General features: G+C 57.3%; 19 protein-coding genes. 17 read left to right on the plus strand and 2 right to left on the minus strand.

Annotated features, from left to right (window positions below; all coding sequences use genetic code 11):
- Positions 1-21 precede the first annotated feature (21 nt).
- The 3 genes from NI40_RS11145 (at position 22) to NI40_RS11155 (ending at position 2196) form a co-directional block, all read left to right on the plus strand.
- Positions 22-810 carry a PhzF family phenazine biosynthesis protein gene (locus NI40_RS11145; protein WP_039262486.1) on the plus strand — a complete coding sequence of 263 codons (789 nt, stop codon included), beginning with the start codon at positions 22-24 and terminating at the stop codon, positions 808-810.
- A 27-nt stretch (positions 811-837) separates the two neighbouring features.
- Positions 838-1629: a PhzF family phenazine biosynthesis protein gene (locus tag NI40_RS11150; protein ID WP_039262484.1), complete on the plus strand. Its 792-nt coding sequence runs from the start codon at positions 838-840 to the stop codon at positions 1627-1629.
- 84 nt (positions 1630-1713) lie between these two features.
- Positions 1714-2196 carry a GNAT family N-acetyltransferase gene (locus tag NI40_RS11155; protein ID WP_039262482.1) on the plus strand — a complete coding sequence of 161 codons (483 nt, stop codon included), beginning with the start codon at positions 1714-1716 and terminating at the stop codon, positions 2194-2196.
- On the opposite strand, the gene ptrR is transcribed toward NI40_RS11155, so the two are convergent.
- Positions 2150-3028: a putrescine utilization regulator PtrR gene (gene ptrR / locus NI40_RS11160; protein WP_023335713.1), complete on the minus strand. Its 879-nt coding sequence runs from the start codon at positions 3026-3028 to the stop codon at positions 2150-2152. The genes NI40_RS11155 and ptrR overlap by 47 nt on opposite strands.
- 98 nt (positions 3029-3126) lie before the next feature.
- Between ptrR and sad the strand changes: the two genes are divergently transcribed.
- From sad to NI40_RS11205, 9 genes are all read left to right on the plus strand, one after another.
- A complete protein-coding gene (gene sad, locus NI40_RS11165; protein WP_039262480.1) occupies positions 3127-4515 on the plus strand; it encodes a succinate-semialdehyde dehydrogenase in 1389 nt (462 codons plus the stop codon).
- 122 nt (positions 4516-4637) lie between these two features.
- Complete coding sequence (locus NI40_RS11170) at positions 4638-6227, plus strand: methyl-accepting chemotaxis protein (protein ID WP_039262478.1); 1590 nt, start codon at positions 4638-4640, stop codon at positions 6225-6227.
- Positions 6228-6289: 62 nt separating this feature from the next.
- Positions 6290-7216, plus strand: a complete 927-nt coding sequence (gene glsB, locus NI40_RS11175) for a glutaminase B (protein WP_039262476.1) — start codon at positions 6290-6292, stop codon at positions 7214-7216.
- A complete protein-coding gene (locus NI40_RS11180) occupies positions 7216-7578 on the plus strand; it encodes a DUF4186 domain-containing protein (protein WP_039262474.1) in 363 nt (120 codons plus the stop codon). Before glsB ends, NI40_RS11180 begins: the two co-directional genes overlap by 1 nt.
- A gap of 107 nt (positions 7579-7685) precedes the next feature.
- Positions 7686-9125, plus strand: coding sequence for a sensor domain-containing diguanylate cyclase (locus tag NI40_RS11185; protein WP_039262473.1), 1440 nt, complete (start codon positions 7686-7688; stop codon positions 9123-9125).
- Between the two features lie 119 nt (positions 9126-9244).
- Positions 9245-10210 carry a sensor domain-containing diguanylate cyclase gene (locus NI40_RS11190; protein ID WP_039262472.1) on the plus strand — a complete coding sequence of 322 codons (966 nt, stop codon included), beginning with the start codon at positions 9245-9247 and terminating at the stop codon, positions 10208-10210.
- Positions 10211-10292: 82 nt separating this feature from the next.
- On the plus strand, positions 10293-10820 hold the full coding sequence (locus NI40_RS11195; RefSeq protein ID WP_039262470.1) for a GNAT family N-acetyltransferase: 528 nt from the start codon (positions 10293-10295) through the stop codon (positions 10818-10820).
- 117 nt (positions 10821-10937) lie between these two features.
- Positions 10938-12389 (plus strand): tagaturonate reductase, encoded by a 1452-nt coding sequence (locus NI40_RS11200; protein ID WP_039262469.1) that lies wholly within the window; start codon positions 10938-10940, stop codon positions 12387-12389.
- Positions 12390-12589: 200 nt separating this feature from the next.
- On the plus strand, positions 12590-13504 hold the full coding sequence (locus NI40_RS11205; protein WP_039262467.1) for a bestrophin family protein: 915 nt from the start codon (positions 12590-12592) through the stop codon (positions 13502-13504).
- Here the strand turns inward: NI40_RS11205 and NI40_RS11210 are convergent.
- Positions 13492-14040, minus strand: coding sequence for a GNAT family N-acetyltransferase (locus tag NI40_RS11210; protein ID WP_039262465.1), 549 nt, complete (start codon positions 14038-14040; stop codon positions 13492-13494). The genes NI40_RS11205 and NI40_RS11210 overlap by 13 nt on opposite strands.
- A gap of 117 nt (positions 14041-14157) precedes the next feature.
- Between NI40_RS11210 and NI40_RS11215 the strand changes: the two genes are divergently transcribed.
- From NI40_RS11215 to NI40_RS11235, 5 genes are all read left to right on the plus strand, one after another.
- Positions 14158-14628, plus strand: a complete 471-nt coding sequence (locus NI40_RS11215) for a GNAT family N-acetyltransferase (RefSeq protein WP_039262464.1) — start codon at positions 14158-14160, stop codon at positions 14626-14628.
- Between the two features lie 12 nt (positions 14629-14640).
- Positions 14641-15081, plus strand: a complete 441-nt coding sequence (locus NI40_RS11220) for a GNAT family N-acetyltransferase (RefSeq protein WP_039262463.1) — start codon at positions 14641-14643, stop codon at positions 15079-15081.
- Positions 15082-15226: 145 nt separating this feature from the next.
- The gene (locus NI40_RS11225; protein ID WP_039262462.1) at positions 15227-16222 is read left to right on the plus strand and encodes an alpha/beta fold hydrolase; all 996 of its coding nucleotides are present in this window, start codon (positions 15227-15229) and stop codon (positions 16220-16222) included.
- Between the two features lie 44 nt (positions 16223-16266).
- Positions 16267-17007, plus strand: a complete 741-nt coding sequence (locus NI40_RS11230; protein WP_033145553.1) for a response regulator — start codon at positions 16267-16269, stop codon at positions 17005-17007.
- Positions 17004-18302: an ATP-binding protein gene (locus NI40_RS11235; protein WP_039262460.1), complete on the plus strand. Its 1299-nt coding sequence runs from the start codon at positions 17004-17006 to the stop codon at positions 18300-18302. Before NI40_RS11230 ends, NI40_RS11235 begins: the two co-directional genes overlap by 4 nt.
- The last annotated feature ends 4 nt before the right edge of the window (positions 18303-18306 follow it).

An 18306-nucleotide genomic window follows, 5' to 3' on the forward strand; every position in this document is an offset into this window, starting at 1 on the left:
ATAAAAACAGGCGGTAAGACAATGCAGGAGATTGATTTTTATCTGGTAGATGCGTTCAGCGACACCTCGTTTGGCGGCAATCCGGCCGCCGTTTGCCCGCTCAAGGAATGGTTACCCGATGAGACCTTGCTGAAAATGGCGCAGCAGCATAATCAGTCGGAAACGGCTTTTTTCGTCTGCAGTAAAGGGGGCATTGAGCTACGCTGGTTTACCACGCTTACCGAAGTCAATCTCTGCGGCCACGCTACGCTTGCGGCCGCGCACGTGCTGTTTACCGAGCTGGATTACCCGGATTCGCGGATCCACTTTGATACCGCCTCTGGCCGCCTCACCGTCAGCCGGGAGGGGGAGTGGATGACGCTGGACTTCCCTGCATGCCCAACCCATCAGGAGACACCCCCGCCGGAGATGCTCTCGGCGCTGGGTATCAGCCGCTACGTTGAAGCCCGTAAAGGGCGCGCATGGCTGATCGTTCTGGAGAATCGCCAGCAGGTTGAAGCGCTTGCGCCGCGCTTCTCGGCGATGACGCCGGGCGAGCATAAGGTGAGCGTTACGGCGCGCGGTGAGGGGGAATATGATTTTGTCAGCCGCTTTTTCTCACCGGGCGTTTCCGTCCCGGAAGACCCGGTCACCGGCTCCGCGCACACCATGCTGATCCCTTACTGGAGCGAAAAGCTGGGCAAAACCACGATGTTCGCCCGTCAGGTTTCAGCGCGCGGCGGCGATGTGCGCTGTGAGCTGAAAGGTTCGCGCGTGCTGATGAGCGGGCAGGCCACGCTTTATCTGAAAGGCACAGTTTTTCTGCGCTAAAAACCCATAACAAGAGAGGAAGAGACAATGCAGGAAATTGATTTTTATCTGGTGGATGCCTTCAGCGATAAAACCTTTGGCGGCAACGCCGCAGCGGTATGTCCTCTGGAAGAGTGGCTGCCGGACGAAACGCTGCTCAAAATGGCGCAACAGCATAACCAGTCTGAGACCGCCTTTTTCGTGCGCACCGACGGCGGGTTTGAGCTGCGCTGGTTCACCACGCTGGATGAAATTAACCTGTGCGGTCACGCTACGCTTGCCGCATCGCACGTCATTTTCGAATACCTTGATTATCCGCATACCGAAATCACCTTCACCACGCGCTTCGTGGGCGAGCTGACCGTCAAGCGCAGCGGCGACTGGCTGACGCTGAACTTCCCCGCGTGGTCGACGGAAATCGTCGAAAACCCACCTGAGCTGCTGTTTAGCGCGCTGGGCATCACGGCGGCAAAAGAGGTGCGCGTCGGACGCGATTACATGGTGGTGCTGGAGAGCCAGCAGCAGGTTGAAGCGTTAACGCCGGATATTAGGGCCATGCTTCCGCTGGATAAAATGGTCTGCGTGACGGCGCCGGGAGAAGAATATGACTTCGTCAGCCGCTTCTTCTGTCCGGGCGAAGGGGTGCCGGAGGATCCGGTCACCGGATCCGCCCACAGCATGCTGATCCCTTACTGGAGCGAAAAGCTGGGCAAAACGTCACTCAATGCCCGCCAGGTGTCATACCGTGGCGGGGATCTGCGCTGCGAGCTGAAGGGCGACCGCGTGCTGATTGGCGGCCAGGCTACGCTGTACCTGAAAGGGCGAATCTTCCTGCGCTAGCTGAGTGACGCGCTATAAGTTAATACTATGAACCACCCCGGCAGGCCTGAGCTATGTTGATATAAAAACAGCAAGGAGCCTGCCATGTATTCCATTACCTCTGAATCTGCACGTCACCCGGACATTCTCGCGCTGATCGCGGCGCTTGACCGCTACCAGAGCGAACTCTATCCCGCCGAAAGCAACCATCTGCTCGACCTGTCCGCGCTGCCGGAAGCCTCGCTGATCCTGATGGTCATTCGTGACCAGCAGCTGCACGCCGTAGGCTGCGGAGCCATCGTGCTCAACGGCGACGGAACGGGGGAGATGAAGCGGGTTTATATCGATCCGGCCCATCGCGGGCAGCATCTCGGCGAGACGCTGCTGGCCGCCCTGGAAGATGAGGCCCTGAGCCGCCATTGCCACACGGTAAGGCTGGAGACGGGCATCAAACAGCGCGCCGCGGTTCGCCTGTACGAGCAGTGCGGGTACGATTTGCGTCCGGCGTTTGCCCCGTACGCTGACGATCCGCTCAGCCTGTTTATGGAGAAGGCGCTGGTTGAAGACGTTCGTTTAGCAGCGCTATAAAAGCTTCCAGCTGGCGGGTCATCGCTCCGCGCCGCCACACCAGCCAGGTTGTAAGCCAGCGCCAGTTTTCCGCCAGCGGCCAGGCTTCAACCTGATGATGTCCCGGCATACTCTCCAGCATCGAGCGCGGCATCAGCGCGATGCCCGCGCCCGCGATGACGCAGGCGAGCATGCCGTGATAGGACTCCATCTCATGAATGCGGCCGGGGGTGGCTCTGTCCGCATGAAACCAGCTTTCCAGATGTCGACGGTACGAGCAGTTCGCGCGAAAGGCGTAAACGTCGCTGCCGCTGACCTGCGTGGCGCGCGTCACCTCCGCGTGCCCGGCAGGCGTGACCAGCATCATCTCTTCCCGGTAGACCGGCATGCCTTCCAGCTCCGGGTGCGACAGCGGCCCGTCGACAAAGGCGGCGCTGAGGGTTCCCTCCAGCACGCCATCAATCATCGTCCCGGAAGGCCCGGTAGATAGGGCAAACTGGATGCGCGGATAGCGCTGGTTAAACTGCGCCAGCGTTTCGGGAATGCGCACCGCGGCGGTGCTTTCCAGCGCGCCGAGGGCAAATAGCCCCTGCGGCTCATCACCCGCGACGACCATGCGCGCTTCATCCACCAGGGCGAGGATCTGCCTGCTGTAGCGCAGGAAGTTATGTCCGGCGGGGGATAAGCGCAAACGCTGGTTCTCACGAATAAACAGCTCGACGCCAAGATCGGCTTCCAGCTGGCGGATGCGGGTCGTCAGGTTAGACGGCACGCGATGCACCTTCTGCGCCGCCTGGGTGATGCTGCCCGTCAGCGCGACGGCGTTAAACATTTCAAGCTGGGTTAAGTCCATGGCATTCTCGTTTCGTGAATAAGGTGGTTAGTATTATTCATTTTTAAGAAATAGCAGAGTGAGCCACAATGAATCAACCGAAATGCGTGGAGAACATCATGAAATATTCATCTGCTACACATGCCCTGTCCGTTAACCCGGCAACGGGGGAAACTCTCGCTGCTTATCCCTGGGCGACGGCGGAAGAGGTTGACCGCGCGATTGCTCAGTCTGACGCGGGGTATCGCCAGTGGCGACGCGAAAGCGTGTCCCACCGGGCGCAGAAGCTCCTGGATCTCGGCGCCGCGCTGCGAAACCGCGCGGAAGAGATGGCGCAGACGATCTCCCGTGAAATGGGGAAACCCATCCTGCAGGCGCGTGCGGAAGTGGCAAAATCCGCCGGTCTGTGCGACTGGTATGCCGGGCACGGCCCGGCGATGCTGCGTGCGGAGCCTACGCTGGTGGAAAACCACAACGCGGTTATTGAATACCGTCCGCTGGGGCCGATTCTCGCGGTAATGCCCTGGAACTTCCCGCTCTGGCAGGTGCTGCGCGGCGCGGTGCCGATCCTGCTGGCAGGTAACAGCTATCTGCTTAAGCATGCGCCAAACGTGCTCGGCTCTGCGGAACTTATTGCGCAGATCTTTGCGGATGCCGGTTTCCCTGAAGGCGTATTCGGCTGGGTGAACGCCACCAATGACGGCGTAAGCCAGGCGATTAACGATCGCCGTATTGCGGCGGTGACCGTCACCGGCAGCGTGCGTGCCGGTGCGGCCATTGGCGCGCAGGCAGGAGCCGCGCTGAAAAAATGCGTTCTTGAGCTGGGTGGCTCCGACCCGTTTATCGTCCTTAACGATGCCGACCTGGATCTAGCCGTGAAGGCGGCGGTGGCGGGTCGCTACCAGAATACCGGGCAGGTGTGCGCGGCGGCGAAACGTTTTATCGTCGAGGAGGGTATCGCAGAGACCTTTACCCGGCGTTTTGTCGAGGCCGTTTCTGCGCTGAAACTCGGCGCACCGGATCGGGAAGAGAACTTTATTGGCCCGATGGCGCGTTATGACCTGCGCGACGAACTGCATCAGCAGGTGCAGGCCACCCTGGCCGAAGGGGCAACGCTGCTGCTGGGCGGAGAGAAAATCAGCGGAGAGGGCAATTACTACGCGCCAACCGTGCTGGCCAACGTCACCCCGTCGATGACGGCGTTCCGCCAGGAACTGTTTGGTCCGGTCGCGGCCGTGACTGTCGCAAAAGACGCGGAGCACGCTCTGGCGCTTGCCAACGACAGCGACTTTGGCCTGTCCGCCACCGTCTTTACCGCTGACGCGGCGCTTGCGGATAAATTCTCCCGCGAACTGGAGTGCGGCGGGGTGTTTATCAACGGCTTTAGCGCCAGCGACGCGCGCGTGGCCTTCGGCGGCGTGAAGAAAAGCGGCTTTGGCCGCGAGCTTTCCCACTTTGGTTTGCACGAGTTCTGCAACGTGCAGACGGTGTGGAAGGATCGCGTGTAATTTATTGCCCGCCTGTGATTACGGCCCTCATCACGAGGGCCGTTGTCATTTATCTGCAATGGTTCTGTCATTTTCATTTCGTAGACTCGCTCGCGTCTAACGCATTGTTAATGAAGATAATTATGAACCTAACGCAAATTTTTCGCCGTATTGCGCAGCGTTTCACCCCTCGTCACTTTGGCCTGCTGACGGGTATCTTTTGCATTATTGGCCTTTTCTCCGCGCTGCAGCTCTCCTCCTCATTCCTGCTTAACGCCTCCCTGAACGACGCCCAGCGCAACGAGCAGCAAAACCTTCTGGCCTGGCAGCAGCAGAGCAAGCTGGATCTGGCCCGCGTTTCCCTGCTGGCGGCAAGCGACCTGCTTAACCGCTCCGGCGTCTGGTTTATGCAGGATAAAGAGACCGGCTCCGACGGGAGCTGGCACAGCCTGATGGATGATGCGCAAAAGGCGCTGGCGGTTTCTCAGCAGGCGTGGAAGGCCTGGCTGGCGCTGAATCCGCCGAAAGACGATGCCCTGGTGAACAGCTATCAGCTTTTTTACGGCGCGATAAACGAGCAGGCTGAAGGTCTGATTAAGACCAACACCATCGACGCGTTTTTTGCCGTACCGGCTCAGGCGTTTCAGTCTGATTTTAACGACAACTATGCGCGCTATCAGCAGGCAAGCGAGAAGCAGGCCATGCAGGGGCGTCAGAGCCTAATGGCGCAGCTCTCCGGCCTGCAAACGTTGTTCCTGTTTGCGCCGGTGCTGCTGCTCGCCATCGCGGTTGTCGTCTGGTTCGGCATGTCCAGATGGGTGATTACGCCGCTGCGTCGGTTGATTGCGCATATTAACCGGCTGGCGGCAGGGGATCTCTCCGGCACGCCGCCGACCGTCATGCGCTTTAACCGGGAGATAGGTCAGCTTAGCGACAGTATTGCGACGATGCAGCACGGTCTGCAGCAGCTGGTGACGCAGGTCAGCCATGCCACCGCAACGATGGTGGAGAACATTGACTCCCTTGCGCAGGGTAACCAGAAGCTGTATCAGCAGTCAGCGCGCCAGGCGAAAGAGCTTGAGGATGTGACGGCGCATATCGCGGCGCTGGAAAGCCATGTGGAAGGGAATACCGGCTATGCCAGGCTCGCCAGCTCGCGGGCCGATGAAGCGCGTCAGGCCGCCGTGGGCGGCGACCGGATGATGTCGACCGTGAATGCGTCCATGCAGGCGATCGTCGACCGATCTTCTGAGATGCGCGGGATCGTGGCGATGATCGACAGCGTGGCGTTTCAGACCAACATCCTGGCGCTGAATGCCGCCATCGAGGCGGCCCATGCCGGAAACCAGGGGCGCGGCTTTGCCGTCGTCGCCCGGGAAGTCGGGCTTTTGGCCAGAAAAAGCAGCCACTCGACGCAGACCATTCAGGAGCTTATTAACCGCTCGCTGCAGGGCATTGAAGACGGTTCCCGCGCCGTTACCCTGATGGAAGAGAATCTGCAGCAGGTCACCGGTCTGGTGGGCAATTTGAGCAGTTTGCTTAATGAGATCTCAACCGCCACGCTCAGCCAGGGAGACAGTATTCACCAGATGACGCGCCAGCTTCAGGCGCTGAATCAGGTCTCCCGTCAGACGGACCTGCTGGTCTCAGACGCCTCGGATGCCTCTGAGCGGCTGCAAAAGCAATCCGATCTTTTATTGCAGGCCGTTTCGCGTTTTCGTCTTAGCGCCTGACGCAATACATAAGCCTCTGTTATACTCGCAGCCCGTTTTAGCCTGAGGGCAAGGAGCAAAGTGTGGCTGCGGTCATCCATAATGAGATGTTGGACGAGATTCTGGCGCAGGTTCGTCCGTTAATTGGAAAGGGGAAGGTTGCCGACTATATTCCGGCCCTTGGCTCGGTGAGCGGGAATAAGCTGGGGATTGCTATCTGTACCATCGACGGACAGCGATACCAGGCAGGCGATGCGGCTGAGCGTTTTTCCATTCAGTCCATTTCGAAAGTGCTGAGTCTGGTTGCGGCGATGCGCCAGTATGAAGAAGAAGAGATCTGGCAGCGTGTCGGTAAAGATCCTTCCGGCCAGCCTTTTAACTCGCTGCTTCAGCTCGAGATTGAGCAGGGTAAACCGCGAAATCCCTTTATCAATGCCGGGGCGCTGGTGGTCTGCGATATGCTGCAAAGTCGCCTCAGCGCACCGCGCCAGCGAATGCTGGAGATTGTTCGCCAGCTCTCGGGCGTTGACGATATTGCCTATGATGCGGTGGTGGCACGCTCGGAGTTTGAACACTCCGCCCGTAACGCGGCTATCGCGTGGCTGATGAAATCCTTCGGTAATTTCCACAACGACGTGGCGACCGTGCTGCAAAACTACTTCCATTACTGCGCCCTGAAAATGAGCTGCGTTGAGCTGGCTCAGACGTTCCTGTTCCTTGCGCACCAGGGGCACGCGCCGCATCTCGATCAGGAGGTCGTTTCTCCGCTTCAGGCCCGGCAGGTTAACGCGCTGATGGCCACCAGCGGGATGTATCAAAACGCCGGTGAGTTTGCCTGGCGCGTTGGGCTTCCGGCTAAATCTGGCGTCGGCGGCGGGGTCGTGGCGATTGTGCCGCATGAAATGGCGATAGCCGTCTGGAGCCCGGAACTGGATGAAACGGGAAATTCCCTTGCCGGCGTGGCGGTTCTGGAGAAACTGACCCAGCGCCTGGGACGTTCCGTATACTGATGTCCGATCTGGATCCTCTCTTTTCCCGCCTGGCGCGATCGACATTTCGCTCGCGCTTTCGCTTAGGCGATAAGGAACGACAGTACTGCTGGGACAAAGGCCCCGAAACCATTGATCGGCACGCCGCGGATTTTGTCGAAAAGCGCCTTGCGCCCGCGCACCCCGCCAACGACGGTAAACAGACGCCCATGCGCGGTCACCCGGTGTTTATCGCCCAGCATGCCACCGCTACCTGTTGTCGGGGCTGTCTGGCAAAATGGCATAATATTCCACAGGGCGTAACGCTCACGGCGCCGCAACAAAATTATATCGTCAGCGTCATCCACCACTGGCTGGTGCTGCAGATGAACGCCCAAATTTGACGAGTTATGCTCCCGTGGTATTTGTGTTATAGATGCATCCCAAGTTAGTCCCGATCATGCTGACGACCGCAATAATTGCCATAAGCTTTCATATGGAATGATATTTAATGCGTTCTGCTCTTACCGCTTTCAGGCCGTTCCAGGTTGATACGCCGCTGCGAAATGCAGCGACGATCTTCATCCTCACCACCTTATTCTATTTTGTGGGCGCGGAATTACGGCTCGTTGAGGCCCTGTCGCTGTTCTGGCCGCTTAATGGCGTCATGGCAGGGATTTTCGCCCGCTATGTTTACCTGAATCGCCTGCATTACTACGCGGTATGTTATGTCGCGATGCTGTTGTACGACGCGGTAACGACCAACTGGGGTATGGCCTCCGTGGTGATCAACCTGTCAAACATGATCTTTATCGTCGTCGTCGCCGTGCTGGTTCAGCGCGACAAGCGGCTGATGAAGAAAACCCCCGATCCGCTTAACGCGCTACGCTTGTTTAACTACTGTCTGATTGCCGCGCTGCTTTGCGCCTTGCTCGGCGCGGTAGGGTCGGTCGGGATTGACAGTCATACCTTCTGGCCGCTATTTGCCGACTGGTTTAGCGAGCAGTTCTCAACCGGCGTGCTTGTTGTGCCCTGTATGCTCACGTTACGCATGCCCGGGCGTGAGCTCAGGCTACGTCTTGAGCAGCTGCTGCCGGTAATTGCGCTGATCGTCTCGGTGATCGCGTCGGTGGTGATTGGCGGAGCGGGGAGCCTCTCGTTTCCTCTGCCTGCGCTTATCTGGTGTGCGGTTCGCTACTCGTTGCCTGCGACCTGTCTGCTGACGTTTATCACGGGGGCCACTGAAATCATTCTGGTCGCCAACTCGATTATTAATATCGCCGTGGCGACGCCGTTTACGACGCCAATGATGTTTTCAGCCCGGCTGGGGATCGCCACGATGGCGATCTGCCCGGTGATGGTATCCGTCAGCATGGCGGCGATTAATTCCCTGATCCGCCAGGTTTCACTGAGGGCGGATTATGACTTTTTAACGCACGTCTACTCGCGTTCCGGGCTTTATGAGGCGTTAAAGCATGAAGAGACGTACCGGCACACGCGTTTTCTGACCGTCATGCTGCTGGATATTGATTATTTCAAAAGCATTAATGATAACTACGGCCACGAGTGCGGAGACCGCGTGCTGGCGTCGTTTGCCCGACAGGTTCAGCAGGTCGTCGGCGAAGACGGCATGGTGGCGCGCATGGGCGGGGAAGAGTTCGCCGTGGTGGTCAATTCAGGCGACGCGCAGCACGGTTTTGAACTGGCTGAACGTATCCGATCCACCGTTGCCGGCCATCCTTTTACATGGCGTCACCAGACGCTCTATCTGACGGTCAGCATTGGCCTCGGCAGCGGAAAGGCTGAGTCCTGGCAGCTGACCGAGGTCTTCAACAAGCTCATGGCCGAAGCGGACGATCATCTCTATCGTTCAAAAAAAGCGGGGCGAAACCGTACCAGCGCCCGGGTGGCGGACGAGCAGATTGCCTCGCCCTCCGGGAGTGAAACATAGCTGCGTTAATCGTCATAAGGCATTGACGTGAATAGTAAGCGGCTTAACAGGATGTCAGAACACTGACAATGTCTCTGTTTAAGCTACGCTTTTAGTAACGCTTTACGTCAGGAGACATTATGAAAGCACCTGCAACCCCTGAAAATGAAACAGACAGACTCAACTCGCTACGAGAATCAGGTCTGCTTGAGATCGACAGTTCCCCGGCGTTTGACCGCTTAACGCGTCTGGCAAAACGCTTCTTCCAGGTGCCGCTGGCGATGGTCAATCTCATTGATGAGCATTCGCTGATCGTTAAGTCGGCCGACGGTCAGGCGCCCGGCAGCGTTCCGCGCAATATCTCATTTTGCGGGCATACGATCCTCACCGAAGCGCCGCTGGTGGTGGGGGATATGCTTCAGGACGATCGCTTTGCGGATAACCCGCTGGTGGCCGGTGAGCCTCGCGTGCGTTTTTACGCGGGCTTCCCGCTGCGCCTGCGCGACGGCGCAAGCGTTGGCTCGCTGTGCCTGATTGATTACGCCCCCCGCGAGTTTTCTGCCGCCGACCTCGCCGTGCTGGGGGACCTTGGCGCGCTGGCGGAAGATGAATTTGCTGCCATCAGCGCGGCGACCACGGATGAATTAACCGGGTTATTCAACCGTCGGGGCTTTAATCAGCTCGTGCGGTTCACGCTTTCCGTTGCCCGGCGTCGCGCTGAGCCGCTCACGCTCGGCTGGCTGGATTTGGATCGCTTTAAGGAAATTAACGATCGCTTCGGGCATGAAGAGGGGGATAAGGCGCTGAAAGCGATGGCGCAGCTAATGCGCGCCTCTTTCCGCGAAGCGGATCTGCTGGTGCGTTTTGGCGGGGACGAGTTCGCCGTGCTGTTCGCCGATACGGATGAGCAGGGCGCCTGGATTGCCATGCAGTATCTTGCCGAGCAGGTAGAAAATTATAACGCCCGCAAGCTACATCCCTGGTCGCTCCATTTCTCGTGGGGGCTCAGTGAATTCGATCATAACGGCAACGACCTGCAGCAGTGGTTAAAAGAGGCCGATGAAAAGATGTATGCCATGAAACAGCAGCGACAGCGCTCCCGGTAACATAACAAAAGCGTATGTCCGATCCGTTTGCGTTAAGAAGATGTTAAATGCACAGTGACGGTATTCAACGTAAGGAAAAACAATGAATACCTCACTGCAAATCAAAAACCTCACCCGAGACGACATTCTCACCCATCTTGATGCGCTGGCCGGGATCCTCGAAAACTGTGTGAACGGCGGGGCATCCGTCAGCTTTATGCTTCCCTTTAGTCTGGATAAGGCTCGTTCGTTCTGGCGCGGCATCGCTGAAAGCGTAGGGCGCAACGAGCGTCTGGTGCTGGCCTGTATCGACCCGCAGGACGGCGTCATCGGGACGGTGCAGCTGATCGTCGACCAGCCGGAAAACCAGCCGCATCGCGCCGATGTGGCGAAGCTGCTGGTTCACGAGAAAGCGCGCCGCAAAGGTGCCGCGATGGCCTTGATGGAAGCGCTTGAAGCGGAGGCCCGGGCCAGAGATATTTCGGTTCTGGTGCTCGATACCTCCACCGGCAGCGGCGCCGAGACGTTCTACCAGCGTGCCGGCTGGCAAAAGGTGGGGGAGATCCCGCGCTATGCCCTGATGCCGGACGGCGCCATGACGGCCACGTCCGTGTTCTATAAGTTCTTATGATTATTTTGTACAACTACGCTGTGGATTGATCAAAACAGGGTTTCCGGTCGTTAAGTTTTGATAAGTTATCGGACCAATCTTATCAGGCTGTATGACTAATCATAAAGGAACCCTCTTGTGAACACGCTCAACCGTCGTGATTTTCCCGGAGCTCAATACCCGGAACGCATTATTCAGTTTGGCGAAGGCAACTTCCTGCGTGCGTTTGTCGACTGGCAAATTGACCTGCTAAATGAACATACCGATCTTAACGCCGGTGTGGTTATCGTCCGTCCTATTCAGAGCGACTTCCCGCCGTCGCTGAACACTCAGGATGGTCTCTATACCACTATCATTCGCGGCCTGAACGGGCAGGGTAAAGCGGTGAGTGAGAGCCGTCTTATCCGCTCGGTTAACCGGGAGATCGACGTCTACGGCCAGTATGATGCGTTCCTGAAACTGGCGCACAATCCGGACATGCGCTTTGTTTTCTCGAACACCACCGAAGCGGGTATCAGCTACCACGCGGGTGACCGATTCGACGATGCCCCTGCGGTGAGCTACCCGGCGAAGCTGACGCGACTGCTGTTTGAGCGTTATAGCCACTTCAACGGTGCAGCGGATAAAGGCTGGATCATTATTCCGTGCGAGCTGATTGACTACAACGGTGACGCGTTGCGCGAACTCGTCCTGCGCTATGCCCGGGAGTGGGCGCTGCCTGCCGCCTTTATCCAGTGGCTTAACGAGGCAAACAGCTTCTGCTCGACGCTGGTTGACCGTATCGTGACCGGTTATCCGCGCGACGAGGCGGCCACGCTGGAGGCTGAGCTGGGTTATCACGATGGTTTCCTGGATACGGCTGAACATTTCTATCTGTTCGTTATCCAGGGGCCGGCATCCCTTGCTCAGGAACTTCGTCTGGATAAATACCCGTTGAATGTGCTGATTGTCGACGACATCAGGCCGTACAAAGAGCGCAAAGTCGCTATCCTGAACGGCGCGCATACGGCGCTGGTGCCGGTGGCATTCCAGGCTGGGTTAGAGACGGTAGGCGAGGCGATGAATGATGCCGAGATCTGCGCGTTTGTCGAAAAAGCGATTTATCAGGAGATCATTCCGGTTCTCGATCTGCCGCGTGACGAGCTGGAATCTTTTGCCAGCGCGGTAACAGGCCGTTTTCGCAACCCTTACATCAGACACCAGCTGCTTTCCATCGCGCTTAACGGCATGCCCAAATACCGCACCCGCATCCTGCCGCAGCTGCTGGCAGGGCAGAACGTCAGCGGACAATTGCCTGCACGTCTGACGTTCGCGCTGGCTGCACTGATAGCGTTTTATCGCGGGGAGCGTAACGGGGAGAACTATCCGGTGCAGGATGATGCATTCTGGCTGGAACGTTATCAGCAGCTGTGGGCACAGCATCGCGACCAGCAGTTGAGCACCCGTGAGCTGGTGCAATCCGTGCTGAGCGTGAGCGAGCACTGGGAACAGGATCTCACGCAGGTCTCCGGGCTTGTCGACCAGGTCACCCTGGATCTTGACGCCATTCTCCTGAAGGGAATGCGCGCAGCGGTGAACCCCCTTTGCTAATGACGTCACCCGGCTTCGGCCGGGTTTAATTACATCTTATTTTAGTTACAACATACTATGTGCTCTTTTTTTAAAAGCGCATGCAGCACCGTGCGGTTATCGCTAAGCAGGTCATAAAATTCAATGTCCCGTTAACATGCTTGCAACCGTGAGGGAGATCACGTTTAATAGCCACGCTCTTTTCCTTCCTGAAACTCACTATGATTGTTCGTCCTAAACAGCACTGGCTACAACTGATTTTTGTCTGGCACGGCTCGGTACTTCCCAAAATTTACACCCGACTGCTGCTGAACTTCCTGCTTTCAATCGCCGTTATCCTGATGCTGCCGTGGTATACCTCGCTGGGCATCAAATTTACCGTGGCGCCATTTAGCATTCTCGGCGTGGCGATCGCTATCTTTCTCGGTTTCAGAAACAACGCCTGTTATTCGCGCTACGTTGAGGCTCGCCTGCTTTGGGGGCAGTTGATGATAGCGGCACGCTCGCTGTTTCGCGAGGTGAAAAACACCTTGCCTAACGATAAGCACCTGGGGGAATTTGTCCGCCTGCAGATAGCTTTTGCCAACTGCCTGCGCATGACCCTCCGCCGGGACCTGAACGCCGAACAGCTCTCTCGCTATCTTGCTCCGGACGATTTGCGTCACGTGATGAGCGCCAACTCGCCGGCGAACCGTATTTTACTGATCATGGGGGAGTGGCTGGCCGTGCGGCGGCGTAACGGGCAGCTTTCAGACATCCTGTTCCACAGCCTGAACAACCGTCTTAACGATATGTCCATCGTCCTCTCCGGCTGCGAGCGCATTGCGACTACGCCGGTGCCGTTTGCCTATACGCTGATTTTGCACCGCACGGTCTATCTGTTCTGCATCATGCTGCCGTTCGCGCTGGTTGTAGATCTGCACTACATGACGCCGTTTGTCTCGGCGCTGATCTCCTACACCTTTATCTCGCTGGACACCCTGGCGGAAGAGCTGGAAGACCCGTTCGGTACAGAAGATAACGATCTGCCGCTGGACGCCATCTGCAACATGATGGAACGCGATCTGCTGCAGATGAACGATGAAGAGAACATTCCTGAAAGGCTGATGCCGGATAAGTATTATCAGCTGACCTGACGGGCGTTCCACTCGTCGCGGGTGATCTCCCACAGTTCGGAATCCAGCATGCCGCTGACGTAGGCTTTCTTTTCCGTCCTGATAAGCCGCATGCCGCTACTGTCTGAAATACGCCGGGAGCGGCTGTTGGCGGCGGCTTTCGGGGCGCGTAATACGGGTTTGTTTAGCGTATTGAACCAGTAATCCGTCGCGGCAATGCTGGCCTCGCGCATGTATCCCTGGCCCTGAAACTCCGGGGCCAACCAGAATCCACGGTTGTTATCTTCGACGTCATACAAACAGATAATACCCATCAACTCATCCGGCACCTCGCGACGACGGATGCTCCAGAACCAGGCTATTCCTTTTGCCATATCCGGCAGCGCCACGTTGTTGACATAGTTTTCCGCGCCGTTATCCGGGTAGGGCCAGGGCACGGAAGAGACCATATAGCGGACAATCTCCCAGCGCGGATAACGCTTTTGTATCTGGGCCGCATCTTCGGCAACCAGCGGTTTTAGCAATAAGCGTTCTGTCGTGAGCGTCGGTATCGTCATCCGCGGATCTCCATATTTAAGCGTTATGCTTTTGTTTGCGTTCTGGTATTTTCATCTTTACGGCACTCTATCCCAGCGAGCTCTTTTCCCATACTACTAACAATTGCAGAGGTCAGCATGACATTAAGACGGGCCAACCCACAGGAAGCCGAAATACTCTGGAATATTCGCAATCAGGCGATTCGTCACGGCTGTAAAACCAGCTACGACGCCGACGTCATTGCGCGCTGGACGCCCGATCTCATGCCCGAACGCTTTCGCCAGATGGTCATTGAATACCCTTTTTATGTGGTGGAAGATGAAAAGGGTGATATTGCGGCAACCGGCTATCTGGATCTGGATACCCACTGTCTGGAGGCGATATTCACCTTGCCCGCGGCATTCGGTAAAGGCATGGCGACCCGGATTATCGAGGCGCTAAAAAATGAGGCCCGCAGCCGGGGGATAACCCGCCTGAGGCTGGATGCAACGCCTAACGCCCAGTCGTTTTATCAGAAACTGGGGTTTGTCACGCTGAGCGAAACCTATCATCACTCGCGTATGGCAGGTGTTGATTTACGCTGTTTCGAAATGGCGATCGATTTGTAATGTGAGGAACACATGGCTGTCACGGTAAGACCTCTATGCGAAGACGATTACTCCCAATGGCGACCGCTTTGGGATGGCTATACCCATTTTTATGATTGTTACCTCGAGGAATCCGTCACCGCATCGACATGGGAAAGGGCGCTCTCAGCGCATTCCTCGATGTTTTGCCGCGTGGTAGAAACGGATGAAAAGGTCATCGGTTTCGCGATGTGCATTCTGCACGAAGGAACCTGGTCAACGGCCCCCGTTTGCTACCTGGAAGATCTGTTTGTTGATGCCGACGAACGCGGGGCGGGAGCCGGTAAGGCGCTCATTGATGCTCTGATTGAGGAAGGCAAACGCGAAGGGTGGTCAAAACTGTACTGGGTCACCCGGGAGAATAACCCGGCGCGCAAACTTTATGACAAATACGGTCAAGCTGACGATTACGTCCGCTATCGCATCACCCTTTAAGGCGACAAGGCCTGGGTTTGTATCACACTGTATCTGCATCGCTGGTACATACACAGGCTTGCAATAAACCCGCTTTCGCACATATCCGCTATACATTGCCGTGTTGTTATATCCCCGTGAACTGTACTCAACCGGAGATACCAACATGTTTAGCAAACTCGCGTACTCAACTCTCGCACTGACCGTTTCTCTTGGCACCGTGATGTCCTGTCAGGCTGAAGTCACCGGCACAAATTTCGCGGCAGCCTTTGATCATCCGCAGCAAATTAACGCCGGCGATCTGAATGTCGGTTATGTCGACATCGGCCCGAAAAACGGCCAGCCGGTTATTTTACTGCACGGCTGGCCTTACGATATTCACAGCTACGCCGACGTCGCCCCCGCGCTGGCGGCAAAAGGCTATCGGGTGATTGTGCCTTCTCTGCGCGGCTACGGCACCACGCGCTTCCTGTCAGCCAAAACGCCGCGCAACGGCCAGCCTTCAGCCATGGCGAAAGATATTGTGAACCTGATGGATGCCCTGAATATTAAGCAGGCGGTATTTGCAGGATATGACTGGGGTGCCCGTACGGCGGATATCGTTGCGGCGCTATGGCCAGAGCGCGTTAAGTCACTGGTGTCGGTGAGCGGGTATCTCATCAGCAGCCAGCAGATTGGCAAACAGCCGCTGCCGCCAAAAGCGGAACAGCAGTGGTGGTATCAGTTCTATTTCGCTACCGCGCGCGGTGCGGAAGGCTATGCCAAAAACACGCATGACTTCGCCCGTTTGATCTGGTCTCAGGCCTCGCCTGACTGGAAATTTAGCGATGCTGTCTTCAACGCCAGCGCCAAATCCCTCGATAACCCGGATCACGTCGCGGTGACGCTCAGCAACTATCGCTGGCGTTTAGGGCTGGAAAAAGGCGAGCGCAAATACGATAGCTACGAGCAAAAACTCGCTACGCTGCCGAATATCACCGTTCCAACGATCACCATCGAAGGTGGGAACAACGGTGCGCCGCATCCGGCTCCGCAGGCCTACGCGGGTAAATTTACCGGTAAATATGAACACCGCACCTTCGGGGCAACCGTGGGGCACAATCCGCCTCAGGAAGATCCGCAGGATTTCGTCAAGGCCGTCGTTGACGCGGACAAGCTCTGAAATGTGCTATTTTCAGTACGTTACCCTTCGGTCTGGAGATTTCGGTGGAGCATATTGATCATATCCTTGTCGTCGATGACGACAGGGATATTCGTGAACTGATTGTCGATTATCTCGTTAAGTCTGGCTATCGCGCGACGGGCGCGGCCAACGGCAAAGAGATGCGCGTCGTGCTGGATAAACAGCATATCGACCTGGTGGTGCTGGATGTCATGATGCCCGGCGACGACGGGCTTACGTTATGTCGAGAGCTACGCGTCGGGAAATACAAAGATCTGCCCATTCTGATGCTGACGGCCCGCAACGAGGAGACGGACAGGATCCTGGGTCTGGAGATGGGCGCGGATGACTACGTGGTGAAGCCGTTTGTCGCCCGCGAACTGCTGGCGCGTATCAAAGCGATTTTACGGCGTTTTCGCACGATGCCGCCCAATTTGCAGGTGACAGAAGCCGGGCGGCTGGTGATGTTCGGTGAATGGCAGCTCGATACCGTTGCCCGTCACTTAATCGATCCGGAAGGGGTGATCGTGGCGCTCAGCGGGGCGGAGTATCGCCTGCTGCGCGTTTTCCTTGACCATCCTCAGCGGGTGCTGACCCGCGATCAGCTGCTCAACCTGACGCAGGGGCGAGACGCCGAGCTGTTTGAACGTTCTATCGATCTGCTGGTTAGCCGGGTCCGCCAGCGCCTGAATGAAGATGCCCGCACGCCCGCCTATATCAAGACCGTGCGCAGCGAGGGCTACGTTTTTACCATGCCGGTGACCATCAAAGAGGCTAACGAATGACGCTCTGGCCACGCTCGCTGCTGGCCCGCTTGCTGCTCGTCGTGCTGTCCGGCCTGCTGCTGGCCAACGCCCTGAGCCTGACGCTGGTCATGATTGAACGAATGCACAGCGCCAGAACGGTGATGCTCGGTAATCTGGAAAACGACGTCGCAACCAGCGTCGCCATTTTAGACCGCTTACCGGCCAGCGAACGCGCGGCCTGGCTGCCTAGGCTTGAACGGGGCAACTACCGCTATATTCTGGGACCGGGAGAGCCCGGCAACGCGCCGACGGATAAGCGTTCGCAGGACGCCATCCGAACCTTAAAAGCGACGCTTGCGTCACAGTACCCGCTCAGCTTCACCGCCGTTCCCGGTGCCGTTTCACACATCCAGGCGCATCTGACGTTACGCGACGGCGCGCCGCTGACCATTGACCTGATCCCACGCATGCCGCCGGTCGCCAGCTGGCTGCCCGTAGTGCTGATCCTGCAGCTGCTGTTGCTGGCTGCGTGCGCCTGGATTGCCGTACGGCAGGTGGTGCGGCCTTTTTCACAATTTACCCGCGCGGTGGATTCGCTGGATCCGGCGGCCAGCACGCCAATGACGGAGAAAGGGCCGCTTGAGGTGCAGCGTGCAGCGCATGCCTTCAACGCGATGCAGGCGCGCATTCAATCTTATCTCCGGGAGCGCGCGCAGATCCTGGCGTCCATTTCTCACGATCTCCAGACCCCGATTACCCGCATGAAGCTGCGCGTCGAGATGGCTGGGGAACCCGAACTTCGCGACAAGCTCCTGAACGATCTTGATAGCATGACGCGTCTTGTTCGCGAGGGCATTGCGTATGCCCGGTCATCAGAATCACTGGAAGAGACCCCGCTGAAGCTGGAGCTGAACGCCTGGATCAACAGCATCGCCTGCGATTATCAGGACATCGGTAAAAACGTGCAGCTTCAGGCAAACGATACCCGCTTGCCGATCGTTACGCGTCCGCAGGCGCTTCGTCGGGTGATGACCAACCTGCTGGATAACGCCCTTAAGTTCGGTGGGTATGCCGTTATTGCCATTGATAATTCGTCTTCCGCAGAGGTGGTGATTCACATCACTGACGGCGGACCGGGAATACCCGATGACGAGCTTGAGGCGGTATTACAGCCGTTTTACCGGGTGGAAACATCGCGCAACCGCGATACCGGCGGAACAGGACTCGGACTGGCGATTGCCGCGCAGCTCACCGCTCAGCTGGAAGGAAAGCTCAACCTGACGAACCGTGCCGGAGGCGGACTGGATGTCTCCATTACGCTACCGCGCCGTTAATTGT

Source organism: Enterobacter sp. E20, assembly GCF_000801755.2.
GTDB lineage: Bacteria > Pseudomonadota > Gammaproteobacteria > Enterobacterales > Enterobacteriaceae > Enterobacter > Enterobacter asburiae_B.